Source organism: Staphylococcus sp. HMSC14D10 (assembly GCF_001808125.1).
Taxonomy (GTDB): domain Bacteria; phylum Bacillota; class Bacilli; order Staphylococcales; family Staphylococcaceae; genus Staphylococcus; species Staphylococcus haemolyticus.
On sequence record NZ_KV792237.1, the window covers coordinates 174,185 to 199,873 of the forward strand.

Genomic DNA, 25,689 nt, shown 5'->3' on the forward strand with positions numbered 1-25,689 from the left:
TGATTCAAAATTACAGTTCTTGTTTGTTGAAAATGGCTATTGAAATGAAATAAGAAGCCACTAAACAAATTAAACCGAGTATTGCATATAATCCGATGAAGAGGATATCTGTAGGATTTGTTCCTAAATCAGAGAATGAACCTGAACGTACAATGGCAGACATAATAACACCAAAGTAAGTAATAAAGAATAAAATAAGAACGATAACCGATGTTGAAATCATGATGACATTTGAATTTTCAGGACCAAATTTAAATGTTAACGGGAACATGATAGCGTATGTGCCTGCAGCACCAATACCTACTAAACCTGAAATAAGTGTTAACATTAAATTCTGATGTATCGCTAATACTGCAATTAAACCAATAATTAATCCGATAAAGATGAGTATGCCATAAAATGCGAAATAGCTTTTAATATAAGCACTACGATGTGTTGGCAATGTTGAAATATAATACATCCACTTAGAATCTTTTTCACGCTTTAAGTTATCCGTCACTGGTGACAATAAGAAAATCATTGGTAAGAAACATGCCATTGCTGGATTTATAAAAGCGAATAAGAAACTTGCTACAATGGCTACAATTAAATATGTGATAAGTGACTTTTTAGATGCATAGAAACTACTTAAAATTAGACCTTTCATTATTTATCACCTCTCATAATTAATTTTGTTGCGTCATCAATAGTGCTAAGTGGGTGAGCGTTCGTTACACTAGACCAATCCTTGATTAAGATTTGGCGTTGACCTTGTCTCACTCTTGATGCAATGATGATGTCTTGTGGAATGTCTAAATCAACATGCTCATCAACTTCGACAATACCATATTGATTTAACAATTCTTCCTTGCTTTCTTGAAGTACAATTTCACCATCACGCATAAAGATTAATTTTGTAGCTAAATGTTCTATATCTTCGGAAATATGAGATGAAATGAGTATGCCATTCCCCTCAGAAATATAGTCTTCCAACATTTCAATGACTTCTTCACGTCCTGATACGTCCATACCAGCAGTTGCTTCGTCCAGTATGAGTAATTTTGTATCATGCGCTAGAGCCATGGCTAAGGCTGCTTTCATACGCATTCCTCTTGAGAACGTCTTAATTTGTGCGTTAGTTGGTAATTCGAAACGCTGAATGACTTCAAAGAAACGATCACTGTTCCATGTTTTGAAAATATTCGCAAAAACTTTATCCATATCTTTAATTTCGAGTTTATCAGGCACACGTAAGTCATCAAATACAACGCCAATATGCTCTTTGTATGCATAATCCTTATCTGAGACAACTTGATCAAAAAATGAAATATCTCCAGAATCTTTAAAACGGTTACCAACTAATGTATTAATCAATGTTGATTTACCTGAACCATTCTTACCAATTAAACCAATAACTTCGCCAGGTTGAAGTGTTAAAGAAATATCTTTCAAATGGAAATTCGATTTCTTATAAGACTTGTTGAGATGTTGCACTTGCAATAGATGTTCCATAGTAATCCTCTCTTTCTGTTGATTAGTATTAGATTTAATTCAATTAAAGATTAGTTACTTTTATCATAATATAGATTAATTAATAAATAACTAAGATTTGTAAAATTTACGTACTTTTAACATATAACCAAATGTGTTGTAAGCGAATAAAATGATTAAGATGCCAATGCCAACTGCTTGGTTAATACCTGTAATGATTGAAAAGATACCTAAGAATATAGCGCCTACCATTATTAAGGAAATATTGACGTGATATACTTTAAACATTGATTCAAGTGCAATATGACGCTCACCTTCATCCATATTTTGTAAAATACGTTCTGTATAATTGGCTTCGCCTTGTTTAGGCATACGGGTATCAAATTTTCTATAAAAGAAACCAAGCATGGTTGACGGAATTAATGTCAATATAAAAGGCACAATGACTAAAAATAAAATAGACGATGGGCCATTACCTAAGGCAATAATAAATATGTTTAATAAAGCGACTAATACTGTAATGTAATATAATGTGCCAGTTCTCATGAAAGTTAAATTAGCTTTTTGTTCATGTTGATCGAGGTTGGCATCATTGGCATTTTCAGTTTTATGTTTGTATTTTAAAGATGTCTGAGAGGTCTTCCAAATCGCTAAGATAAGTCCAATATTAATTAATGAAGCGATAATGGTAACGATAATCGTGAAATTGTATGAAGCGAAATGTAAGATATCAAAGATGTTCCCATCACTTAGCATTCCTATTGAGGCTCCTATCATTCCACCAATAATACCCCCTATCAATAAATAGAGTAAATATCTGCCCACTTTCATAAATCTTCCTCCTCAAATATAAAGACATTTTCAACTGGTTCATTGAATATACGTGCAATTTTAACGGCTGTTAAAATGGACGGCATAAAATCATTCCGTTCAATCAAAGAAACTGTTTGCCGTGAGATACCGGCTTGTTTAGCGAGTTGTGTTTGATTGAAGCCATCGCGAGCACGTAATTCTTTAAGACGATTTCGCAATATTCATCAACTCCTTGGCTTTTATGTTACATTATCTTTGTCATTTTGACTAGTATATTAGTCAAAAAGACTTGTATTTTTGTCAAATTAGATATAAAAAGTAGCCTTCGGGTTGTCTGAAGTAAGACATCCTGAAGGCTTGTATTACAGTGTTTTGCTATTTGTTAAGACCCATTGATTAAGATCGTTAAGATGATATTTTGTGACGATGGTTTGATTTACTTCATCCAATGTAATCGAAGATAAAGTGGAGATAAGTGTATGTTGAATTGTATTTAATGCATGACTAACTACACACATTTCTGCTTTTTGGCCTTCATTTTCACCTTAGAAGGGTTTCAATAATTGCTGACTTGCAAAAATCGTATCGCGACCTTCTATTGCTAGAAAAATATCATAAAACGTGATCTGATTTAAAGGTTTGCTTAACGAGAAACCACCATGCTTGCCCGTAGTAGAATTGACAAGTCCTTCTTTAACAAGTGCTTTAATAATCTTCTTTAAATAAGAATCAGAAACATTTAAACGATCACTTAAAGCAGTAGAGGTCATCACGCTATGTTCTGGTAGTAGATTCAGAATTAATAGAACATAGACAGCTTGCTCCCATCCTTTAGATAATTTCATAATACTCCTCCAATGATAGACGTTTCTTTTATTATAAAATATAATATAAAAATTTTATATATTAAGATTGAAAAATAGAAAGGGTGCATTATAATACTATTTAAAGACAACGAATATCTTAATTATCTTTAATAAATGACTAGGAGATGACATCTATGAATTTACATCAACGTTCGCATTTATACTTCTATATATGTATTATTTTAACGACCATATGTATGAGCTCTTCTTTTCCAACTGGGAAGTACCTCATCTCAATTGAACACGTGCCACCTATGTTACTAGGCGGATGGCGTTTTACCATCGCGGGATTCATTATCTTATTGGTTTTATTTTTGAAAAGGGGCGTTAAATATGTATTACCATCAATTGATCATAATAGTTATAAAGGCTTTATATTTGTCGCTACCATCGGATTATTACAAACGGCAGGAACAATGGGATTGTTAAATATAGCAATGTCATTGGGTGTATCCTCTTCAATGTCTGCCGTTTTACTGTTTACCAATCCATTATGGTTAGCTGTTCTTGCGCATTTTATACTGAAAGAGCGTTTAACAATGATTAAAGTGGTTGCACTCGTGATTGGTGTGATTGGGGTTACGATATGTCTAGGGTTAGACCGTTCATTGCTAGGGTGGGGTGCGTGTGTCGCATTACTTGGTTCACTATGTTGGTCATGTAATACTGTCGTGACTAAGCAATTTAAGTTTGATAAAGGTGCCTGGGTATTAACGGGATGGCAGCTATTATTTGGTGGCATCATCATGTTCTTGATTAGCCAATTGTTAGGAGAGCGCTATCACATTGGACAATTGAATGGTTGGGGATGGTTATGGTTTTGGTGGCTTGTATTTCCTGCGTCTATTGGATCATTTGGATTATGGTTTACCAGTTTAAATTTACGAGGTGCTACGATTTCGAGCAGTTTTCTATTTTTAGTGCCCTTATTTTCGACTATTTTTTCAATTATAGGGTTAGGTGAACCTTTCACAGTGCACATTATGATAGGTGGATTATGTGTTGTGGTCGCATTGATTGCAATTAATTATTCACCACATCACTTAAGTAATTAAGGTATTAAATGTTTGGAAAATCGAATGATCGCACTAAATAGTTCTAGGATAATATTAATTATGAGTTCCCAAAGTGGCTGTTTGGATTTATCTTTTTTAGATTCAGACATCATTTCACTCCTATGCTAGTTAGATTAACATAGCGACATTTTGATTGAAAATGTTACATATATGGAAGGTTTTCGAAATACTACATACTTGAAATTGTCTTAATTTTAATACAATGAAAATATATGAAAACTTGCGAACACTGACGTAAGAAAATAAAAGAGTCTGAACAAACCTCTTCACATGGTATCTAATTTTTTGTAATATAGCACTCGTATTATTTTTGAGAGCGATAAAAAAAGGAGGTAGCAATGATGAAAGGTAACAGAATGATGTTCTTCATATTCATGTTAGGTACATTTACAGTAGGAATGGCAGAGTATGTTGTAATGGGATTATTAACTCAAATCGCAAGTGATATGAAAGTGTCTATTTCAAGTGCAGGTTTATTAATCAGTGTATATGCTGTGAGTGTTGCGTTAATTGGACCATTTATGCGTATATTCACAATGAATGTTCGTGCCAAACGCTTATTACCCATTTTAGTTGCCATATTTATAGGTAGTAATGTGGTAGGGATGTTGGCACCCAATTTTCAAGTATTGCTGTTATCAAGATTGTTGTCAGCTTCAATGCACGCACCATTCTTTGGCGTGTGTATGAGTGTGGCTGCAGCCGTTGCACCTCGTGGTAAACAACCGCAAGCCATCGCATTAGTCCAAGCAGGATTAACAATTGCGGTTATGATTGGTGTGCCATTCGGCTCATTCTTAGGTGGCTTTGCGAATTGGAGAGCTGTATTTGGCGTTATGATTGGTTTAGCGATTATTACAATGCTAGGTATGTTGAAGTTTGTACCAGATGTATCTCTAAGTACAGAATCTAATTTAAAAAATGAATTAAAAGTATTTAAAAATCCACACATTTTAATCGTGATGTCTATTATCGTCTTTGGTTATTCTGGCGTATTCACAACATATACTTTTATGGAACCAATGATACATGACTTCGCACCTTTTAAAATAGTAGGCTTAACAATTTGTCTATTTATGTTTGGGTTAGGCGGTGTGTTAGGCAATTTAATCACAGGGAATGTGCCAGAACCTAAACTGACAAAATATCTATTTTATACGTTTTTATTTCTATTTTTAACTATCATATTATTTGTCACTTTCGTGCATAATGCGATTTTAGCCATTATTATATGTTTCTTATTTGGATTTGGAACATTTGGTACGACACCGTTATTAAATAGTAAGATTATATTAAGTGCCAAAGAAGCACCATTACTTGCGAGTACATTAGCGGCGTCTATCTTTAATGTGGCAAATTTTTTAGGTGCCATTATCGGTTCAATTTTATTATCAATCGGTTTACCTTATTTAATGATTACCTTTGTGTCAGGGGGAATAATTATTTTAGGTATTTTAATTAATGCAATTAATTATTTTTATGAAAAGAAACACATTCAATTTGAAGAATAATAGTTAAATTGAAAACACCTCTAATGTCAGTATATCTTTATACCGATGTTGGAGGTGTTCTATTATAGTTATTCAGATTCGAATTTTAATGTTGGTTCGTACATATCGTGATTGAAGTGATGTTTAGAAAATTGACGTAAATCATTTATGAACGTATTTATGTTACGATCTAATTTCTCTTTGGTTCTCACGATGATAACGCGCTTATCGTCAGAGTTTGTTTCGTATTTATCATTATAGATTCTTGCAGCTATAGAAAATTTAGAGATATAATTCTCCAGTGATTCATAGCAATTTAGCAAATCACGAATAGGCTTATTAGATTCTTCTTCATGGTGACTCATAGTACCCAATAATTCTTGAATTTGATCGTCTAATTTTACAAAAAGTTCCTCCACGTCATCGCATTTTTCTAACGTTTGCGGCTTGTTTATTAGAGCATTGGTTTCACTTAAATGAATTTTACTTATTTTAGATGCTTTATAAGCAGTTAAATCTATCATACTCAAAATATCATTTTTATAATCTTCACGTTTTTCTTCTTTCTCTTTAGTGATTTGATATTTAATCCCCCAAAATGTCCCAATTAGCGCAAAGATACCTCCGACAATGGCAGCTAAAAATTCACTCATAATAATGAACTCCTTTTCTAGTGAGAATATTTACATTTATATTGTACACTATTTAAATAATGTAAGAGGAAAATTATAGTTCGACTTTGAAGTTAAGAACTTGAGGTATGTTAGATATATCGTTATTGGTAATGAAATCAATTAAAAGTTGTGCACCTTCTTCTTGTATATCTTTAACTACAGGTGCTTCAGCGAACATGTCATAATTACCACCGCCTACAGCACGATAGTTGTTGACACAAATGGTATAAGTTTTATCACTGATAAGTGGTTCATTGCCAACCTTAATATCAGTTACGCGTTGACCAATAGGTTCTCTTACATGAATGGTATAAGTGATACCGCCATACATGTCATAGTTAAAATGCTGTTGTTTCGGATATAAAAATGCATCGTTGATTGTTATTTCATTTTTATCGTTAAGCGTGAAGTAGCTTGCTGATTTTTCTAAAGCGTCTTTAATGCCTGCACCAGTAAGTTTTAAAACTTGGAATGTATTGGGAAAAGGATAATTATTAATAATATCACGCATAGTAATACGTTTATTAAATCCTGCTGCTGAGTCGAAGAGTGCCGTACTTGTAATATCAGCACCACTTTTCTCCAATAACATAACATTTATTAAATTAATAAGTGGATGAGGTTTCATTCGTGCCTCAAATTGATCTTCTACTAACATCGGTTCAGGTAAGGTCGTGATTTCAGTATCTAGCCAGTCTTCTAGATGTGTTAATAGCTTAGAATCTTCCGATAATAGACTGTATTCTGAGTCTCCCACTACAGGTAACAATTCGCTTTGCGTATCAATAATCTGATTATTGTCGCCAATCGTTAGCGTTACTTTACCTATTTGTGTTGCACGTGTACCAGGTTGAATAACGGCAGTTTCATATTTAACTGTCGCGATATCTCGATGTTGGTGACCTGTAATCAATACATCGATGCTTTCATGGAAACGATGTAGAATTTCGGAAGCCTCATTCTCACCAGTTAAATCTTCAGTTGGTTCCTCTGTATCTATATCACGTTCGAATCCGCCGTGATATGAAACGACGACGATGTCAGCTTTTTCACGGACATTAGGTAATAGTTGGGTAAGTGTTTCAATCGCACTCTTGAAAGTTAAGCCTTCGATATGATGTGGTTGTTCCCAGTTGGGAATGTATTGCGTAGTTAAACCGATGACGCCTACTGTTAGTCCTTCCTTTTCAAAATAATGCACGCCTTCACCTGTAAAGGGTTGTTGTTTTGAGTCTAAAATATTAGCACAAAGCACTGGATGGTTAAGGTTTTGTAGTGTGTCTATAAGGTATGGTAAGCCATAGTTAAATTCATGATTACCAATCGTTCCCAAATCAAAATTTAAGCGGTTATATATCGTTGTTAACGGTTTGCTAGAGCGTAACTCAGATACTAAATAATTGCATAAAGGTGACCCTTGTAAGAAATCCCCGTTATCTATTTTGAAGTAAATATCGTCGTTTTTGCTTGATTGTTCGATAAGTTGATTAGCATATAATAAACCCATAGGTAACTGTTGATTCGTCTTTGAAAAATCAGTTGGGAATATGTAGCCGTGAACATCACTAACGATATAAAAGCTAAGTTGAGTCATAAGTACCATCCTTTCATTAATGACAGTGATTAATATTTATAATTATAAGGTATGCATGTTAATCAATCATTATTCGTTTTCAAAATAATTATATCTTTATATAGCAAAATTATAGTATAAAAGCTACACAGAATAGATTTAAAAAGAATTTTTAGGAATTATTTACAATATCTTAATGATATAAATAGATTTTATATAAATTTCACATTAATTAAATATTATTTGAATTAATATTGTGATAATCTTATATTGTCATATAAATTGACAAATTACACGATTTTATACATATCGAACGGGGGCAATACAGTTATGAAGCAAATGAAGTATCTTTTAGTGCTAGCTTTAACAGTTATTATTTTTGCGGCAGCATGTGGAAATAATAGCTCATTAGATAGCAACAACAAAAGTTCTGACAGCGGTTCTGATTCTGGTAAAGATGGTTACAAACCTAAAGAATTAACAGTGCAATTCGTGCCATCTCAAAACGCGGACACACTTGAAGCGAAAGCAAAGCCACTTGAAAAATTATTATCTAAAAAATTAGATATCCCAGTAAAAGTATCTGTATCAACTAACTACAATACAATCGTAGAAGCGATGAAGTCTAAAAAAGTAGATGTAGGTTTCTTACCTCCAACAGCTTACACTTTAGCACATGATCAAAAAGCAGCAGATTTATTGTTACAAGCTCAACGTTATGGCGTTAACAAAGATGGGTCTAACTCAGACAAATTAGTTAAAGATTATAAATCAGAAATTTTGGTCAAAAAAGATTCTGGAATTAAAGATTTAAAAGACTTAAAAGGTAAAAAAATCGCATTACAAGATGTAACGTCTACAGCAGGTTACACGTTCCCAATTGCGACACTTAAAGAAGCGACTGGCATTAACGCTACTAAAGATATGAAGATTGTAAATGTGAAAGGGCATGACCAAGCGGTTATTTCATTACTCAATGGTGATGTTGACGCGGCAGCAGTATTCCAAGATGCACGTAACATTGTTAAAAAAGATCAACCTAACGTATTTAAAGACACTAAGATTATTAAGTTAACAGAACCTATTCCAAATGACACAATCTCAGTTCGTCCAGATATGGATAAAGAATTCCAAGATAAACTTAAAAAAGCATTTAAAGATATCGCAAAAACAAAAGAAGGTCACAAAATCATCAGTGAAGTATATTCTCATGTAGGATACACAGATGCCAAAGATTCAGACTTTGATATTGTAAGAAAATATGAAAAACAAGTTCAAGATATGAAATAATATTAGAACATCATTAAACGAAATTGAAGTTTTAATATTATCACAATATATCTAAACTTAGACTAATGAACATTGTAGATTAATAAAAGCAAAGAGGAGCAAGGTCGAAAATAATATTTTTGAGGCTACTCAACAAATTCGCAGTAGCTGACTGAACTGAGATAGCTCTTAAATCTAGCTTTCTCAGTTCTTGTGTTCCTTGCGGGGGTAAGAAAACGAATTCGTTAACAATTCTGTCTCACGTCTTTCTTTGCAAAAATAAAGGGTGCTATTTAAATGAGTCAAATTGAATTTAAAGATGTCAATAAAGTTTATCCAAATGGGCATGTAGGACTAAAAGACATCAATTTGAATATTGAAAAGGGAGATTTCGCAGTTATCGTAGGCTTGTCAGGTGCAGGGAAATCAACGCTATTAAGATCAGTTAATCGACTTCATGATATAACATCTGGTGATATTCTTATTGAAGGTAAATCGATTACGAAAGCTAAAGGTAATGATCTACTAATGATGCGCCGTAATATTGGGATGATCTTCCAACATTTTAATCTTGTAAAACGATCATCTGTATTACGCAATGTGTTAAGTGGACGAGTAGGCTATCATCCAACTTGGAAGATGGTGTTAGGTCTTTTTCCAAAAGAAGATAAAGTAAAAGCCATGGATGCTTTAGAGCGAGTGAATATTCTGGATAAATACGACCAACGTTCTGATGAATTGTCTGGTGGTCAACAACAACGTATTTCAATTGCTCGTGCATTAGCACAAGAACCAGCAATTATTTTAGCTGATGAACCTGTAGCATCTTTGGATCCTCTAACAACAAAACAAGTGATGGATGATTTAAAGAAGATAAATGAAGAATTAGGTATTACGATTCTTATTAACTTGCATTTTGTAGATTTAGCACTTGAATACGGTACGCGTATTATAGGGCTTCGTGCTGGTGAACTTGTATTCGATGGCCCTGCAAGTGAAGCAACTGAAGAAGTGTTTAATGATATTTACGGTCGTAAACTTAAAGATGATGAGAAGCTAGGGGTTGAATAATATGACGACACCTACAACGAGTAAATATGATGAATATTTGAATAAAAAGTTTTCGCTTAAAACGAGTTTTACTATTTTTCTAGTATTAGCTTTAATAATATGGAGTTTCTTATATACTGGCTTTAGTTTTGCCGATTTAATGGTAGGTTTACCTCAAATTGGTTCATTCTTTGGACAAATGGTACCGCCAGACTGGGCATATATACATACAATATTGAAACCTATGTTAGATACCATTCGCATGGCTATTGTTGGGACATTTCTAGGCGCGATTGTATCTATCCCAATTGCTTTAATCTGTGCAAGTAATATTGTTAAAACGAAATGGATTTCAATTCCCGCTCGTTTTATTTTAAATATTGTGCGTACGATACCAGATTTATTACTAGCAGCTATATTTGTAGCTGTCTTTGGTATTGGTCAAATTCCAGGTGTATTAGCACTATTTATCTTAACTATTTGTGTTATTGCAAAGTTATTATATGAAGCACTTGAAACCATAGATCCAGGACCAATGGAAGCCATGACGGCAGTTGGGGCAAATAAAACGAAATGGATTGTCTTCGGCGTTGTGCCACAAATATTATCAACTTTCTTCTCATATGTGTTGTTCGCTTTTGAAATTAACATTCGTGCTTCAGCGGTACTTGGTCTTGTAGGCGCTGGCGGTATTGGATTGTTCTATGATTCTACTTTAGGCTTATTCCAATATCCTAAAACTGCGATGATTATTCTATTTACATTAGTTATTGTTGTCATAATTGACTATGTAAGCTCGAAAGTGAGGGAACAACTCGCATGACACAAAATAAAGATAATTTAGAACAAAAGTTTCCTATTAAATCAAAAAAGCATAAGCAAAAAGTAATTAAAAATTGGATGATTGCAATTGTTGTTTTGGCTATTATTGCATGGGGTTTTGTAGGAATGCCCGCATTAGAATTAAAATTCAAATCCATTGAAATTTTAAAATCTATTTTTCACGGACTTTTTCATCCGGATTGGGGTTATGTATATATTCCTGCTGGTGAAGATTTATTACGTGGATTACTTGAAACGTTTGCGATTGCGGTGATTGGTACGTTTATTGCAGCTATTATCTGTATTCCATTTGCCTTTCTAGGTGCACAGAATTTAATCAAAATTCGTCCAGTAACCGGTATCACTAAATTTATATTAAGTGTGATACGTGTATTTCCAGAGATTGTTATGGCTCTAATTTTCATTAAAGCGGTTGGTCCGGGGTCATTTTCAGGTGTACTAGCTTTAGGTATACATTCAGTAGGGATGCTAGGAAAATTATTCGTTGAAGATATTGAAAGGTTAGATTTCACGTCAGTCGAAGCATTGAAAGCAAGTGGTGCTAACAAGACGAAAACTTTGATCTTTGCAGTTATACCACAGATATTACCATCATTTTTATCGCTTGTGTTATATCGCTTTGAATTGAATTTACGTTCTGCCTCGATTCTAGGACTTATCGGTGCTGGAGGTATCGGTACACCATTAATTTTTGCACTTCAAACACGTTCTTGGGACAGGGTAGGTATCATATTAATCGGATTAGTTATTATGGTAGCAATTGTTGACTTAATTTCAGGAGCAATACGTAAGCGAATTGTATAGATGAGAGAGTCGAGTAAATATTAAAGTATATTTAATCGGCTCGATACTCTAAATGTTTAAAATATACCATGGGGATAGGACAATGCATTTGATATGAGTGGCGTCCCATTACCATGGTTTATTTTTTATGTTTTAAAAACCCTATGTAAAGTGTTTTCAAAAATGATTTTGACTTCATTGTAGGAATGACGAACCTTTTTGACATCGCAGCATAAGCATCACGTTTGTCAGCATTATAACCTTGTCGATGAATTACAGCATTGTGTTCTAACTGCTTTGAAATGTTATTGCATTAAGATATAAATTTTAAGCATTCATTCACTAATTTATTTGCCATAGTTATGTCTCACATTTCTACAAAATTATAAACTATCCGAAACTTACAGAGTTGTAATTTTGGACGCTTTTCCTAAAAGTCTCCTATTTTATATGTTTATATATAAGTGAGGTGAGTAAATATGGAAAATGTAAATAGTAATAAATATAGAAACGATGAATTCTATGGTAGTAGAAATGAAAATATTGCATCATCTATAAGTTATTTAAGTGTGTTTTTTGCACCGATACTATTACCTATTGTAATGTGGATTATCGCTGACAAATCTGTATCAACTCATGCACGTAAAGCTTTATTTAACCATATACTTACTTGGGTTTGCTTTACATTAGCGCCATTAGCATTGATGCTATCTGCTAGTGTTATGGGCAATGCATCAACTAATACAGAAAGCTGGATTGTATTTGGCTCATGGACAATTGCAGTTGTATTGGTGGTAGTAGGCGTTTATTTGTTCATTAAAAATATTATTAGAGGCATTAAATTATTATTAGTTTAGAAGTTATAAAAAAGAGGCTATCGCTTATAGGTTAATACACCTTTAATGATAGCCTCTTCATTTTCATATGCATAAAAGAAATGCTCTAGTAATAAAAGTAACAGATAATTAGAAAAATATAGTTATTGCTTATTTCGAAAATTTACGTCTGAGACTAATGACACCTACGCCTAATATGAAAGCTATAAAACTGTAAACAAACGTTGTCGTTGAGGCGCGTTCACCTGTCATAGGTAATTCGTGATGTAATGAAGTTTGACTCGTTTCTTGAGAACGAGTTGCTTGTTTACTAAGTGTCGAATTCATTTGTGATTTTGGTGATTGATCTTGTTGTTTAACTAAATGATGCTTTTCAGCATAGCCATTGAATCCCATGTCATTATCTTCAGCTTGGTGTTTAGTAGGATCTTGTTGAGAATTAGACTTAGATGTTTGTTTAACTAGACCATTTTGCTCAGCATAGCCATTGAATCCCATGTCATTATCTTCAGCTTGGTGTTTAGTAGGATCTTGTTGAGAGTTAGACTTAGATGTTTGTTTAACTAGACCGTTTTGCTCGACATAACCATTGAATCCCATGTCATTATCTTCAGCTTGGTGTTTAGTAGGATCTTGTTGAGAATTAGACTTAGATGTTTGTTTAACTAGACCATTTTGCTCAGCATAGCCATTGAATCCCATGTCGTTATCTTCAGCTTGGTGTTTAGTAGCGTCATTATTGTTAATTACATCATGATTGAACCCAGGATCAGTATCGTTATTGTCATCAACATCGTGGTTAAATCCAGGATCTACATTGTTGTTATTATCTTGGGATGTAATTGGTTGACCATTGTTATCATGGTTGAACGCTTGGTCAATGTTATTTGTTGCTGCAAAAGCATGGCCGTGTGACATAAGTAATAGTGATGATGTTACCAATGTTGTTCCAAAAGCATATTTAAAACGTCTTTTAATCAATTTATTCACTCCTTAGTAAAAAGCATTCTTCATACATAAAGATGATTATTTAATAATTAAAAATATCATAAATATGTATATTTATAACTTAACATAATAATTTAAACCTTAATATCTTCTATCAACTGAATGACAGTTTTGTCATACATTTATTTAAGACAAGCGTAAGCTATTATATAATCAACTTTTTGAAACTAAGAGAGGGTGTTTTAATGCAATTACGCAAAGTTACAGAAGAAGACTTGTTCTCACTTATTAAACTTGAAAATGAGAGCTTTACGCCAGATGAAGCGGCAACGCCAAAAACTTTGAAACAGAGAATCAATAAAATACCTGATACATTCATTATCGCTGAAAAGGAAGGACGCATAATCGGATATATTAATGGACCTGTAATTAATCAACGATATATAACCGACGACTTATTTGAAGAGATTCAATCCAACCCTAACAGTGGTGGTTATCTTAGTGTATTAGGTCTAGTCGTTAACAAAGATTATCAAGGACAAGGGATTGCGGGCAAACTGTTAGAGCAATTTGAGAAACTGGCGAAGCAACAATTAAGATGCGGTGTGACACTCACATGTCGAGAAGCTTTAGTGTCATTGTATGAACGTTATGGCTACAACAATGAGGGAGAGTCAACCTCACAACATGCTGGTATAAAGTGGTATAACATGGTTAAAGAAGTGTAAGGATAAGGTTGAGACGAATACGTTTCAACCTTAAATCTATATTATGTTTAATTTATTTCTTGAGTGTTCTAACATTTTTTATTCTCACATTTTAAATAGATATTTCCCTCTTTGGACATTCACTCCAGTAATTAAATAATACTTTCTTCTTAAAGCTTTTTGATTAATTTTTAAATTTCAATTTTAAAAGTATAAGAAAACTATATTTTAATAAGAGGAAACTAGTTCTATTTCAACTTAAATATTCTGTATTCAATAATAATTCTTCAATACATTCTTATTTTAAATACGATGAATAAAATTAGGATAGTTACAAAATTGTTATATAGTTTAATTCTATGTATTTACATGCAGTTTAATGAATTTTAACCCTAATCATTGAAGTGGTTATGTTTATTGGTTGAGGTTATTTTTGCCATTATATCTTATTAAATCAAGCTTCATATACGTATTGCAAGATTAACACTAAAATCAATTTTGAATAGATGATTGAATGTTATTGAGTTTTGTGCAATGAAACCTAGAAAAACTATATATATATAGATGTTCTAATTCTGTTGCAATTTACATGTAAAGTGAATTATAATGATGTACATTCAAATTAATTGTGGTCAATTAGTCAATTGGGAAGTAAGTGTAATTTATTTGAAATATTTGATGAAGCATCACAAAAACTTCAACAATCACTTCAATTTGCAGGATTTAAACATGAGACCATTGTAATGGATGATGACGGTTTTTTACCCGATAACGTCATGACGCCGTATCAATTTTTTGCAAATTATAAACGAAACGATGACGATAAACCAGCTTTTTTAATGAGGTTCAAGTGCCACCATTATGGGAAATTAAAGGTAATTATAATCATGCAGAAATTATAGATAATGGTAATGTAAGAGGGCGAATATTTTATCGCGAGCATTTTAAAAATCGAATTGTGAGTTTTGTGGAGTGGTTTGATACAAAGGACCGTTTGCGTTCGGTCGATTTTTATAACAAAGATGGATTTAAATTTGCGGAAACGGTATATGATTTAAATAAAAAGCCCATCTTGAAGACTTACGTCGATCGTCAAGGGAAAGAAGTATTATATGAAAACTTTGTCACAAAAGATATTATATTAGATTGGCAAGGTCAATCGCATTTCTTTGCGTCAAAACAAGACTTCATTAGCTTCTATTTAGACTAAATAGATGTTGATACTTCAACTGTCTTCATCAATTCATTGGCAACACCATTTTTCGTGTTATATCAATCGAATCATATGTCGAATGCAGTGTTATTCTGGCAAGAACAAAGTCATAGTAATGTCCCGGGAAATATGAAGTTATTGTTAGATAAAGAGACGCTGAATTCAAAAGTAATTATCCCAGATAGTGCAGAATTTGAGGCTATTACATCAAATGTTGAGGCGCAGTATCGTCCTTTCATCAGTCAATTGGGCTACTTGTATGATTATCAGAAGTCTAATAATTATAACAAGCAAGTACTTAATTTAACGAATTCTGATGATCTTCCCAATTTAGAAGAAATTATACGACAGTGTGAAGATTATGAATTTCATATTGGTGCTATTACCGAAATGTCAGCTAAATTAATGGGCTTGGGTAAATATGATAACGTTAAACTTTATCCAACAATCACCCAAGCGAAGATTGATCAATTATTCCAAACATGTGATGTTTATTTAGATATCAATAAAGGTGGAGAAATCGTTAATGCTATTGAACGTGCAATGCTCCATAATCAATTAATTTTGGCTTATGATGAAACTGCGCATCGTCGTTCATTTATTGCTAAAAAGAATATTGCAAAGCAAGACGAACCTCAACAATTAATTGATATATTAAATGAAATTGTTAAGGAACCAAGTGTATTTAAAGAGCGAGTCAATGCACAACAAGAACAGAATAATCGTATTGAAGAAACTACGTTTAAAAATGTCATTACGAATGCGTTAAATCATTAAATGAGGATAATAAAGCTTTTGAGATAAATGAAGACTTACAAAAAGTCTACTTTTATTCAAAAGCTTTTTTGTTTTGTAAAGGTATTCTTAGATAGATGATTACTCAAATAAGTTGATACGCGTTCCTGGTGTGTCATAGCACTTAGGTTCATCATTCCACTTTAGTTGGGATGCTCCCCTAGGAGTCTTCGCAACTATGTTTCGTAATCTATCTTAGAACTACACACGAAAGAATGTGAACGCTTATGTTTCTTATGTAGTTTTAATTTAAAACAATTTTTAAGAAAGTATATCTAGTTTTAACAAATAAATGATTTATATAAATAATTACTCTCTGTTGTTTTCAATAGTGATTATAGTACCGTTAGAATCAGATTTAATATTTAATTTTAAAGAGAATCTTTCGCAAATATCTTTAATAATAGTTAAACCTTTAGATTTAGTAGACATATCATTAAAGCCAATACCATTATCCTGAATAGTAATATAATCCTCGTTTAGAAAAATGGTAATACGCGATGAATCAGAATGTTTATAAATATTAGAAATAATGTTATCAAATAAGCGCTCATACCATAATTGGTCACCAAGCCAATAAATAGGGTTACCTTCAACATTTAGAATGGTTAGAATGTTCTTTGAATCTAATAGATAGTGCCATTTATCAATTGTTGTGTTTATACATGCTTGTATATCAACTTGGTGGTTAAACGTATAAAATCTAGAAATATCATCTTTGTTAGGTAATGCTTTAATTAAATTAGAAATATAGTTTATCTTTTCATAAGATAACTCTATATCATTATCATTAATTTGGTATTGAAATCCGAGTTGGTATAACTCTAAATTTAATGCAGTTAGAGGCGTATTAATATCATGGGCAAGTTGATTAATGTAATTTTGTTCTTGCTTTTTGTTTTCGATGATTTCTAACTCTCTATATCTTAGTCTGTCTATTAAGATATTTATAGATTGGCCAACTTCATCAATTTCGTCATTTATATGAGTAGGTATGTCTAATTTATTAGGTAATTTGTCACTATTAGCAATGTCTAATAATTTATCATTAAGTAAACGTAAACGATCCACAATTTTATATACATAGCGTGAAGCAATAATAACTAAAGTAATTAGAATTAAGAAGAAAAAGATATAAAAAATTATTGTAAGACCACTGGATTTAAAATTTAAACCGATTGGATAACCCAAGACTTTTTCAATAAATAGAATACATAGTAGTATCATACTATTGATAGCTAAAAAAACTAGAGGTATCGATAATAAACCCAATCCCATGAACATATAGTATTTTTTTAATAGTCTCATAAATTAGCCCCCATTTAATCTATAACCAATACCATAAATTGTCTCAATAATTGTTCCAGAATCTAATAACTTAGTTCTTAATTTTTTTACATAAGCGTTCAAAGTATTTTCAGAAGCGGATTCAAATTGCCAAACGTAATCAATAATTTGATCCTTAGTTAAAATCAAATCTCTGTTTTCATACATATAGAAAAATAATCGACGTTCCGTTTTAGTTAAAGATAATTGCTTTCCATCATTAGATTTGATTATCTTGTCTTTAGCATTAACTTTAAACTCATAAAATTGAGCCTCTTTATCAGCATAATGGATAGTTAAAAGATTATTAATCCTAGAAATAAGTTCTCTCGGATTGAAAGGTTTGGTAAGGTAATCATCGCCATTATTCAAACCTTTAACTTTAGAATCGATATCAACTCTTGCTGATAAATAAATAATAGGTATAGTAGAAATGCTTCTTATCCCATCAGTGATAGACAAACCATCATTATTGGGTAACATAATATCCATAATAATGATATGAACGTCATTCAATACGTTAAAAACGCTATCTCCAGTTCTATCTAATGTCACCTGTGCACCTTTTTGTTGTAATATTTGTTTTAAATTTTTAGCGATGGTTTCATCGTCTTCTACTAATAAAATATGAAACCCCTCCATATATTTCACCTCCATGTTTTATTAATTAATTAATATAAATGTTGGTATATAGAATAGCACGTATAAACCAAAGAATAATACGGGAATTTTAAATGTAGGAGAATAATCTTTATCTCTTAACCATGAAAGTATTTCGTATATTCCTGTTAAAAAAGCTACTGCTAAACTCCCCATTGAAATGAGTAATAATACTGATGATATGATACCAGTCATTCATATGCACTCCTTTATCTGAATTTGTAATTCCAGTTTAAAAACTAATTCTGAAAAAGTTATGAATAATTCGTATTATCTTCTTAAATTCATATAAAAGAGTATGAAAGGTTGGGATAACAATTAATTATTTATGTCACTAAAAAATTTAAATCAAGTATAAAAAAATATATGTAAATAGTATCTTTTCAATTTACAAAAAGATGAGGAGGCTAATATGAAAAGATTATTTTTTATAAGTATTATATTTTTAGTATTTTTAGGAAGATGTTCCTTCAGTGACAACAAAGATAAAGCAGAAGGTGAAAAAGCCAATAACAAGGCTAAAGCTACAGACAAAATGAAAAAATTTAAAATAGGTCAAGTCGTGGATGATGACGGTGTAGATATTAAAGTAGTTAAAGTAGAATTCGTAGATAACCATGATGAGTATAGTGCGCCTGTAAATGGCAAAGCCTTGAGAGTATACATAAAGTTTAGAAATAATAACGATGATCAAGTTTTAATGGATAATACTGATTTCAGTATGAAAGTAAATAACGAGAATTATGAAGAATGGTATGGTAGTGAAGATATGCATGAAGGATTTAGCCACCAATTAAATCAGCATAACACTGCATCAGGCTACATTACTTATGATGTACCGGATAGTGATCATTATACTTTAGAATTAGATACCGTACCTAATTTCAACAAAGTTAGGGCACAATGGATTATTAATAAATCAGAAATTAAGAATTTAAATGTCACTAAAGATACTTCGGCTAGCTCAACTACAGATGTTGAGGACGAATCAGATACAACATCTTCTAGTAAAAAAGAAAATGATGATTCTGATCAAGCGGGCTTGGGCGTGACATATCCTGCTTATATGTATAATGCTTTAGTAGATGAATATAATTCACTCACTGATGGTGAAAAGATGAACCATGTATCTAAAGATGTGTTAGAAATTGAGTATAATCAATTAGAAGATCGTGTAGAAGCATTGTATGAGAAAGAAAATGCTAAAGCGAAAAAGAATACGAAAAAGCAATGCAAGATTATGAAGACCAATTGGCTCAAGAAGAATATGAACAACAACAAGCAGAATAAGCTGAAAATGAAGCATCTGAATCTGATGACATTTCAAATGGTCCTGGTTCTGATGATTCATCATTAGACAGTGGAACAGAAGATACAGAAGATACTTCTTCTGAAGATGACGCAGCATAGAAAAGGAGACAACAATGGAACATAATTATATGAATGAACCTAAGCCAACTAACAGAATTATTGAAATGATTCTTGGAATAACAGGAAATATATTTGGAATTATTGGTGGATTGATTGCACTAATTCTAACAAACTATGATAAAAGTTATGGTTCAGAACTAGTTGGATTAATGACTATTGTGGCAACCAGCTCTATTATTTTATCAGCAATAACTTTAACATTAAGCTGTTTAATTAATAAAAGACGTGTTTTAATTAGTATTATACTTATTGTTGCTGCAATAATTCATATATATTAGGATTTTTTGGTTATTTATCAGGTATTCTAATCCTCGTTGCTGGAATTATCGCATTAGTTAGGAAATAATTTGATAGAATAGAAGGAACTATGACAAAGTTCCTTTTATTTTTTTAATTATGATTCGAAATGAGGTGTTAAAGATGGAAATTGTGTACATTGCAGGTGGATGCTTATGGGGAGTTCAAGCGTTTATAAAAACATTGCCAGGTGTCTTATCGACTGAAGCGGGACGTGCAAATGGGATATCTGAAACACTTAGTGACAAATATGACGGCTATGCAGAATGTGTCAAAACGACATTCGACCCTATGCAGACATCAATTACTGACTTAATGAATTATCTTTTTGAGATTATAGATCCATATAGTATTAACAAACAAGGTGTTGATGAAGGACCCAAATATCGTACAGGTATTTATAGTGATGAACGAAAGCATCTTGAAGAAGCACGCGACTTCATCTCAAAACGACCTGATAAAGAGCGAATTGCCGTAGAAGTGTTACCTTTAAATAATTACGTTGCAAGTGCTGAGGAACATCAAGACAGACTCGATAAACATCCAGAGGATATCTCATACTGTCATGTTACGCCTGACATGTTGAAAAAATATCTTTGAAAAATATGAGCTGTTACAATAATCACTATTTTGTGTAGGTTAGTTCGAAACAATGTCATTAAGAATACGTATATCCAGACAAATTTGGTCAATACAGTACTATAGAAAGTAATTAAATTATAAAAGAAAGAAGCGATAGTAATGACAATTTTACTTACAGGCGCAACCGGGCATCTTGGGTCACATATCATTGAACATGCAGTTAAAGAACAGGTGTCTGATTTTAATATTGGGATACGTAATCCAGATAAAATGCCATCACACTGGAAAGATAAAGTAGGCGTTAGAGAATTAGATTATTTTAATGAGGAAAGTATGGTTCGTGCATTCAAAGGTATTGATACGGTTATATTTATTCCGAGTATCATTCATCCGTCATTTAAGCGACTCCCAGAAGTGGAGAATTTAGTTAGTGCAGCTCATAAAGCACATGTCTCACATATTATGTTTATTGGATACTATGCAGATCAACATAATAATCCTTTCCATATGAGTCCATACTTTGGCTACGCTGAACGTTTACTTGCATCTAGTGGTCTTAAATATACTTATGTCAGAATGGCGATGTATATGGATCCATTGAAACCTTATTTACCAGAACTTGCAGATATGCGGAAACTCATTTATCCAGCGGGTGATGGCCGTATTAATTATATTTCTAGAGATGATATTGCTAGAGGTATCGTAGCATTATTACAACAACCAGATAAATTTGGACACAGATATTTACTATCTGGCTATAGTTATTCTATGACAGAATTAGCAGCAATTTTGTCTGAAGCAGCAGGTTCTAAGATTGAATATAGTCCTGTTTCTTTGGAAAAGTTCTCAGAAATGTATGATGAACCTAAAGGGTTTGGTGCATTGCTTGCATCAATGTACGAAGCAAGTGCAAGAGGGTTACTTGATCAACATTCAAATGATTTTGAACAATTAGTGCATGATAAACCACAAACTTTCCCAGAATTTTTAAAAAAGTGAACAATAAAAAATAGGACGTGTGATGATAGTCATCGCACGTCCTACTCTTATATTATAAAGTTTAACGATATTATTTGTTATCGCAATCGAAAGTATCAGCAAAGCTTAATGCAGCTAAACCTAATAAGTCTAAAGCGTGTTGAGCGCCTTCTTTACCATGTCCAGCTTCAAAGTGTTTGTAAGCAGCAACGCCTAATACACCGAAAGTAGCAATTGAACCTAAACGAGATAAGTTTTTGTTTAAGAAACTAGCAGCATAAAAAGCAGCGGCAGCAGCTTCTACTGTACCAGCTAATTTAACTGAGCTTTCTGGTAAGCCGAATACATTTTGGAATGTATCTTTCATTTCTTGGTCACCTTTTAATTTAGGTTTTGAAGCAGTGTATAATTCTTTAGCAAGTTTTAAGTTTGCAGCATAACGTAAAATCATAATTTAAAAAATCTCCTTTTTATTTGTTTTCAAAATATTTATCAACAATAGGTTTAACGCGTTCGCCAAATAGACGGATTGATTTCATTACATACTCATGAGGCATTGAACCTACAGGTGTATGAATCATAAAACGGTTAAGACCTAACGTTTCAACAGTTTCAATAATTTTTTGGGCAACTGTCTCAGGACTACCCAGATAGATTGCGCCCTGACTTCCTACTTCTCTTTCAAACATACTCTCGTCAAAGCTAGGCCATCCACGTTCACGACCTAAAATATCATGGTGTGCTTTTAAAGAAGGGAAGAATTCTTTCTTAGCGTCCTCGTCTGTTTCAGCGATGTATCCCCATGAGTGTACCGATACGGATAATTCGTCTGGATTATGACCGTAAGATTCTGCGACAGATTTATAAATCTCAATATGGCGTGTAAATCGTCTAGGATTACCACCAATAATCGCATACGTTATTGGTAACCCAAAGGCGCCAGCTCTTAATGATGATTCAGGTGTACCACCAGTTGCTATGGAAATAGGTAACTTACCATGTTCGACACGTGGATAAATACCTGTTGGGTCGAAACTTGGACGTAATTTACCATCCCAACTTACAACTTCATGTTCGTTGATTTTTAGTAATAATTGCAACTTTTCATTAAATAGGTCTTCGTAGTCATTTAAATTATAACCGAATAATGGAAAAGATTCGATGAATGACCCTCGTCCAATCATAATTTCAGCACGTCCATTAGATACGGCGTCTAATGTCGCATATCGTTGATACACACGTACTGGGTCATCTGATGATAACACAGTTACTGCAGATGACAATTTAATATGCTCAGTACTTGATGCTGCAACAGCAAGTACGGTCACTGGATCTGATACAGCATAATCAGGACGATGATGTTCACCTAATCCATATATATCTAATCCTAATTGATCAGCTAGTTCAATTTCTTCTACAATATCGCGAATTCTCTGAGCATTTGAAACAGCAGCTTGTGTACCATCAGGCATAACCATATCTCCATTATCTGCAAATGAAGTCAATCCTAATTCTATTTTCAACACGTCACCTTCATTGGTATAAATTTTATACTAGAATTGTAGTCCTTATTTTAAGATTAGTCAATAGAAATGCTTCGAATTAGAGATTTTTATTTTAAAAAGCGAATATGTGATTTTTAAATGAAAGAACTTTAAAAGTATTTTGTCAATTTCAAATAGTCTTTTGGAAAATAGGTGAAAGTGTCATAATAGGAATGTTGTAGAAAATAAAAAGAAGGGAGAAGCAAATGTCTATCCAAAAAACAATGAATTATAACAAAATAACAACCATATTCTTTATTGCAGGAATTATAGTAATGAGCAGTTTATATACGGCAATTCCATTAACTGCAGAGTTTGCTAAAGACTTTAAAATTCCACAATCAGTTGCAACTTTAAATGGTGTTGCATTTTCCGTTACATATTCAGTAAGTTGTTTGTTTTATGGGACTATTTCAGAAAAATATGGGAGAATTCGCACCATATTATTTGGAATTTGTGGGCTTGTAATGATTTGTATGGTTATAGGTTTTGTACATTCTTTCGCAATACTGGTCGTTTTAAGAGCGATACAAGGTATATTTGCTGCTGCCTTTTCACCAGTATCTATCACATACGTGACAGAAACTTATTCACCGGTCAAACGTATGACTGCGATTAGTTTCATCAGTACGAGTTTCATGTTATCAGGGATTATTGGTCAAAATTTAAGTGAGATCATAGTAGGTTTTTCAAATTGGCATATGGTTTATTTCACTTTAACGGTGCTATATATCATCTTAGCTTTCGTTATTCATAGACAAATTCCTGAAAGTCCTGTGAAGAACCCCAACATCCAATTACTTAAATTCTTTAATAATTTTAGTGATTTTAAAACGAATAAAGCCGTGCTCTTATGCTATGGGGTGTCGCTAACATTGTTGACGATGTTTATTAGTATGTATACAGTGTTTAATCATTACGTCACTTCCGATACAATTGGTGGGGATGAAACAACTGGGATTAATGCTAAACTGTTTGGTATTATTGGTATGTTGTTGTCCCTAATTGCAGGACGAATCAGTGATCGCATAGGTGTTAAAAATCTTATTTTAAGTTCATTAGTTGTGAGTACAGTAGCACTTATCTTAATGTCTGTAACAACAAACATCGTGTTACTAATTATTTGGAGTGTGCTGTTTGTAAGTGGTATCGCCTTCGCAATTCCATCAACAATTTCTAAAGTAGGCTTAACTGTTCGAGGTAACCAAGGGTTCTTCTTATCAGTAAACACATTTATTTTATTCTTAGGTACTGCGATTGCACCTATTCTAAGCATTGTCTTAAATACGATTTCAAGTTTCACAGTACAATTTAACATTATAGCTATGATTGGTATTATCGCTATTATGATTGCACTATGCATGCCACGTAGGAAATATTAATTGAGGTAACCAATTTCTAATTAAATTTAGTGAATTAGGTTATAACGTAATAAGAGGTGGTTTCAGTGGATAAATCATTAATGATTTCAAACGCATTAAATCTTATTTTGATTATAGTACTCATTATATTTAATATGATTAATATAGGTATTTGGCCAATGGTCATTCTAGCATTATTAATCATAGCTAATAGTATTTTTATGGTTTACAAGACAGTAGACGTTAAAAAACGCAAATGACAAAAAAGCAATCTCACTCTTAATTTATGTGAGATTGCTTTTATTTATCATAACAATATAATGACGTTTCAAGCACATTATTTAATGTTTCAAACACTTCTTCAACTGTATAGTTATAGTCATTTTCTACCCAACGTCGTAGTACTTCTATTACGCCACTACTGTAAAAATCAGCTACAATTTCAGGATGTTTACTTTCTCTAATCTTTTGCGCTAAGGGGGCGCGCTTACGAGTTGAGTTATTTAACATCATTTCGCGACTCACATTCGTTAAACTTCTAAATACATCTGCCTGTCGAGACGAAACTAATAGATGTTTGAAAATCTTTTTATTATTACCAATGTAATAGATAAAGTCTTCAAATGATTCAGGGGTTGTAATGTCTGCTGATGTGTCATCTTTAGCTATAATTTGTTGTGTAATAAAGTCAGGTAAAGTGTAGAGTAATTCATATTTATCTTGGAAGTATCTGTAGAACGTACTGCGGTTGATTTCTGCAATATCACATATTTTTTGAACCGTGATTTCATCAAAATGATAGTCATGTAAAAGTATAAACACTGTTTCATGAATATGTTTAATCATACGTTTTTGATTTGCTGACGGCATTATCTGATTCTCCTATATATTTAATCTAGTCAGATAGCCTGACGTAATAAGAGTAATTTATCACAATAAAGTTGATTTTTCCAAACATAACAACTGATACCACGTTTAAATTTGTTTATAAAAAAAGAGTAAATGAGTTATTTGAAACGTTTAATACTATAAGAGCGATATAAAAAGAGAGAGCGAAACTGAGTTTAGTTTCACTCCCTCGCAATAATAGCTACGATTGAGAAG

The 25,689-nt window shown here is 32.6% G+C and carries 29 protein-coding genes and 1 pseudogene; 16 read left to right on the plus strand and 14 right to left on the minus strand.

The genetic code is table 11. The features are described from left to right. Nucleotides 1–10: 10 nt before the first annotated feature. The 5 genes from HMPREF3134_RS02675 to HMPREF3134_RS12375 form a co-directional block, all read right to left on the minus strand. Complete coding sequence (locus HMPREF3134_RS02675) at nt 11–646, minus strand: ABC-2 transporter permease (protein ID WP_053016247.1); 636 nt, start codon at nt 644–646, stop codon at nt 11–13. Next, complete coding sequence (locus HMPREF3134_RS02680) at nt 646–1,491, minus strand: ABC transporter ATP-binding protein (protein ID WP_037537568.1); 846 nt, start codon at nt 1,489–1,491, stop codon at nt 646–648. Before HMPREF3134_RS02680 ends, HMPREF3134_RS02675 begins: the two co-directional genes overlap by 1 nt. A 90-nt stretch (nt 1,492–1,581) precedes the next feature. After that, complete coding sequence (locus tag HMPREF3134_RS02685; protein WP_070440511.1) at nt 1,582–2,301, minus strand: DUF3169 family protein; 720 nt, start codon at nt 2,299–2,301, stop codon at nt 1,582–1,584. Then, complete coding sequence (locus HMPREF3134_RS02690; protein WP_053030654.1) at nt 2,298–2,501, minus strand: helix-turn-helix transcriptional regulator; 204 nt, start codon at nt 2,499–2,501, stop codon at nt 2,298–2,300. The genes HMPREF3134_RS02685 and HMPREF3134_RS02690 overlap by 4 nt, the downstream gene beginning before the upstream one ends. Before the next feature lie 327 nt (nt 2,502–2,828). Beyond that, on the minus strand, nt 2,829–3,128 hold the full coding sequence (locus HMPREF3134_RS12375; protein ID WP_256262253.1) for an Rrf2 family transcriptional regulator: 300 nt from the start codon (nt 3,126–3,128) through the stop codon (nt 2,829–2,831). Nucleotides 3,129–3,283: 155 nt separating this feature from the next. On the opposite strand from HMPREF3134_RS12375, the gene HMPREF3134_RS02700 reads away from it, so the two are divergent. Further along, a complete protein-coding gene (locus tag HMPREF3134_RS02700) occupies nt 3,284–4,204 on the plus strand; it encodes a DMT family transporter (protein ID WP_016930608.1) in 921 nt (306 codons plus the stop codon). A gap of 362 nt (nt 4,205–4,566) precedes the next feature. After that, entirely contained in the window at nt 4,567–5,736 is a 1,170-nt protein-coding gene (locus HMPREF3134_RS02705) for an MFS transporter (protein ID WP_070440513.1), read from the plus strand. Nucleotides 5,737–5,804: 68 nt separating this feature from the next. Here HMPREF3134_RS02705 and HMPREF3134_RS02710 read toward each other — a convergent pair whose 3' ends face one another. Both HMPREF3134_RS02710 and HMPREF3134_RS02715 read right to left on the minus strand, forming a co-directional pair. Beyond that, complete coding sequence (locus HMPREF3134_RS02710; protein ID WP_016930610.1) at nt 5,805–6,368, minus strand: hypothetical protein; 564 nt, start codon at nt 6,366–6,368, stop codon at nt 5,805–5,807. A gap of 73 nt (nt 6,369–6,441) precedes the next feature. Continuing rightward, complete coding sequence (locus HMPREF3134_RS02715; protein WP_070440515.1) at nt 6,442–7,983, minus strand: bifunctional metallophosphatase/5'-nucleotidase; 1,542 nt, start codon at nt 7,981–7,983, stop codon at nt 6,442–6,444. Between the two features lie 309 nt (nt 7,984–8,292). Here HMPREF3134_RS02715 and HMPREF3134_RS02720 point away from each other — a divergent pair, with 309 nt between their 5' ends. The 5 genes from HMPREF3134_RS02720 to HMPREF3134_RS02740 all read left to right on the plus strand — a co-directional run bounded on the left by HMPREF3134_RS02720 (nt 8,293) and on the right by HMPREF3134_RS02740 (nt 12,764). Further along, nucleotides 8,293–9,252 (plus strand): phosphate/phosphite/phosphonate ABC transporter substrate-binding protein, encoded by a 960-nt coding sequence (locus HMPREF3134_RS02720; RefSeq protein WP_070440517.1) that lies wholly within the window; start codon nt 8,293–8,295, stop codon nt 9,250–9,252. A 276-nt stretch (nt 9,253–9,528) separates the two neighbouring features. Then, nucleotides 9,529–10,302 carry a phosphonate ABC transporter ATP-binding protein gene (phnC, locus tag HMPREF3134_RS02725; protein WP_011274648.1) on the plus strand — a complete coding sequence of 258 codons (774 nt, stop codon included), beginning with the start codon at nt 9,529–9,531 and terminating at the stop codon, nt 10,300–10,302. A 1-nt stretch (nt 10,303) separates the two neighbouring features. Further along, on the plus strand, nt 10,304–11,104 hold the full coding sequence (gene phnE / locus HMPREF3134_RS02730) for a phosphonate ABC transporter, permease protein PhnE (protein ID WP_011274649.1): 801 nt from the start codon (nt 10,304–10,306) through the stop codon (nt 11,102–11,104). Next, nucleotides 11,101–11,928, plus strand: coding sequence for a phosphonate ABC transporter, permease protein PhnE (gene phnE / locus HMPREF3134_RS02735; RefSeq protein ID WP_070440519.1), 828 nt, complete (start codon nt 11,101–11,103; stop codon nt 11,926–11,928). Before phnE (HMPREF3134_RS02730) ends, phnE (HMPREF3134_RS02735) begins: the two co-directional genes overlap by 4 nt. 458 nt (nt 11,929–12,386) lie before the next feature. After that, complete coding sequence (locus HMPREF3134_RS02740) at nt 12,387–12,764, plus strand: magnetosome magnetite crystal formation protein family (protein ID WP_070440521.1); 378 nt, start codon at nt 12,387–12,389, stop codon at nt 12,762–12,764. 129 nt (nt 12,765–12,893) lie between these two features. On the opposite strand, the gene HMPREF3134_RS02745 is transcribed toward HMPREF3134_RS02740, so the two are convergent. Then, nucleotides 12,894–13,724 carry an LPXTG cell wall anchor domain-containing protein gene (locus tag HMPREF3134_RS02745; protein WP_070440523.1) on the minus strand — a complete coding sequence of 277 codons (831 nt, stop codon included), beginning with the start codon at nt 13,722–13,724 and terminating at the stop codon, nt 12,894–12,896. A gap of 212 nt (nt 13,725–13,936) precedes the next feature. On the opposite strand from HMPREF3134_RS02745, the gene HMPREF3134_RS02750 reads away from it, so the two are divergent. The 3 genes from HMPREF3134_RS02750 (at nt 13,937) to HMPREF3134_RS12385 (ending at nt 16,388) form a co-directional block, all read left to right on the plus strand. After that, nucleotides 13,937–14,419, plus strand: coding sequence for a GNAT family N-acetyltransferase (locus HMPREF3134_RS02750; protein ID WP_053036071.1), 483 nt, complete (start codon nt 13,937–13,939; stop codon nt 14,417–14,419). An 829-nt stretch (nt 14,420–15,248) separates the two neighbouring features. After that, nucleotides 15,249–15,608 (plus strand): glycosyltransferase family protein, encoded by a 360-nt coding sequence (locus HMPREF3134_RS12380; RefSeq protein ID WP_256262254.1) that lies wholly within the window; start codon nt 15,249–15,251, stop codon nt 15,606–15,608. Between the two features lie 36 nt (nt 15,609–15,644). Beyond that, entirely contained in the window at nt 15,645–16,388 is a 744-nt protein-coding gene (locus HMPREF3134_RS12385; protein WP_256262255.1) for a glycosyltransferase family protein, read from the plus strand. A gap of 327 nt (nt 16,389–16,715) precedes the next feature. Here HMPREF3134_RS12385 and HMPREF3134_RS02760 read toward each other — a convergent pair whose 3' ends face one another. Genes HMPREF3134_RS02760 through HMPREF3134_RS02770 form a run of 3 tightly spaced genes read right to left on the minus strand, consistent with a single transcriptional unit; the run spans nt 16,716 to nt 18,587 of the window. Continuing rightward, on the minus strand, nt 16,716–17,714 hold the full coding sequence (locus tag HMPREF3134_RS02760; RefSeq protein ID WP_037552131.1) for a sensor histidine kinase: 999 nt from the start codon (nt 17,712–17,714) through the stop codon (nt 16,716–16,718). 3 nt (nt 17,715–17,717) lie between these two features. Further along, nucleotides 17,718–18,374 (minus strand): response regulator transcription factor, encoded by a 657-nt coding sequence (locus tag HMPREF3134_RS02765; RefSeq protein WP_053036069.1) that lies wholly within the window; start codon nt 18,372–18,374, stop codon nt 17,718–17,720. 21 nt (nt 18,375–18,395) lie between these two features. After that, entirely contained in the window at nt 18,396–18,587 is a 192-nt protein-coding gene (locus HMPREF3134_RS02770; RefSeq protein WP_037538190.1) for a hypothetical protein, read from the minus strand. Nucleotides 18,588–18,804: 217 nt separating this feature from the next. Between HMPREF3134_RS02770 and HMPREF3134_RS02775 the strand changes: the two genes are divergently transcribed. The 4 genes and pseudogenes from HMPREF3134_RS02775 (at nt 18,805) to HMPREF3134_RS02790 (ending at nt 21,701) form a co-directional block, all read left to right on the plus strand. Continuing rightward, the gene (locus HMPREF3134_RS02775; RefSeq protein WP_240565814.1) at nt 18,805–19,749 is read left to right on the plus strand and encodes a DUF4352 domain-containing protein; all 945 of its coding nucleotides are present in this window, start codon (nt 18,805–18,807) and stop codon (nt 19,747–19,749) included. A gap of 67 nt (nt 19,750–19,816) precedes the next feature. Beyond that, a pseudogene (locus tag HMPREF3134_RS02780) lies at nt 19,817–20,169 on the plus strand (hypothetical protein). A 74-nt stretch (nt 20,170–20,243) separates the two neighbouring features. After that, entirely contained in the window at nt 20,244–20,720 is a 477-nt protein-coding gene (locus HMPREF3134_RS02785) for a peptide-methionine (S)-S-oxide reductase (RefSeq protein WP_070440525.1), read from the plus strand. 141 nt (nt 20,721–20,861) lie between these two features. Then, a complete protein-coding gene (locus HMPREF3134_RS02790; protein ID WP_070440526.1) occupies nt 20,862–21,701 on the plus strand; it encodes an SDR family oxidoreductase in 840 nt (279 codons plus the stop codon). Between the two features lie 70 nt (nt 21,702–21,771). Here the strand turns inward: HMPREF3134_RS02790 and HMPREF3134_RS02795 are convergent, their stop codons facing one another. Further along, nucleotides 21,772–22,131 (minus strand): DoxX family protein, encoded by a 360-nt coding sequence (locus HMPREF3134_RS02795; RefSeq protein WP_037538195.1) that lies wholly within the window; start codon nt 22,129–22,131, stop codon nt 21,772–21,774. Between the two features lie 19 nt (nt 22,132–22,150). Beyond that, complete coding sequence (locus HMPREF3134_RS02800; protein ID WP_070440528.1) at nt 22,151–23,203, minus strand: LLM class flavin-dependent oxidoreductase; 1,053 nt, start codon at nt 23,201–23,203, stop codon at nt 22,151–22,153. Nucleotides 23,204–23,436: 233 nt separating this feature from the next. Between HMPREF3134_RS02800 and HMPREF3134_RS02805 the strand changes: the two genes are divergently transcribed. Both HMPREF3134_RS02805 and HMPREF3134_RS12140 read left to right on the plus strand, forming a co-directional pair. After that, a complete protein-coding gene (locus tag HMPREF3134_RS02805; RefSeq protein ID WP_176744124.1) occupies nt 23,437–24,606 on the plus strand; it encodes an MFS transporter in 1,170 nt (389 codons plus the stop codon). A gap of 65 nt (nt 24,607–24,671) precedes the next feature. Further along, entirely contained in the window at nt 24,672–24,845 is a 174-nt protein-coding gene (locus tag HMPREF3134_RS12140) for a hypothetical protein (protein ID WP_176744121.1), read from the plus strand. Between the two features lie 40 nt (nt 24,846–24,885). Here HMPREF3134_RS12140 and HMPREF3134_RS02810 read toward each other — a convergent pair whose 3' ends face one another. Next, entirely contained in the window at nt 24,886–25,455 is a 570-nt protein-coding gene (locus HMPREF3134_RS02810) for a TetR/AcrR family transcriptional regulator (RefSeq protein ID WP_070440532.1), read from the minus strand. Nucleotides 25,456–25,689: the final 234 nt, after the last annotated feature.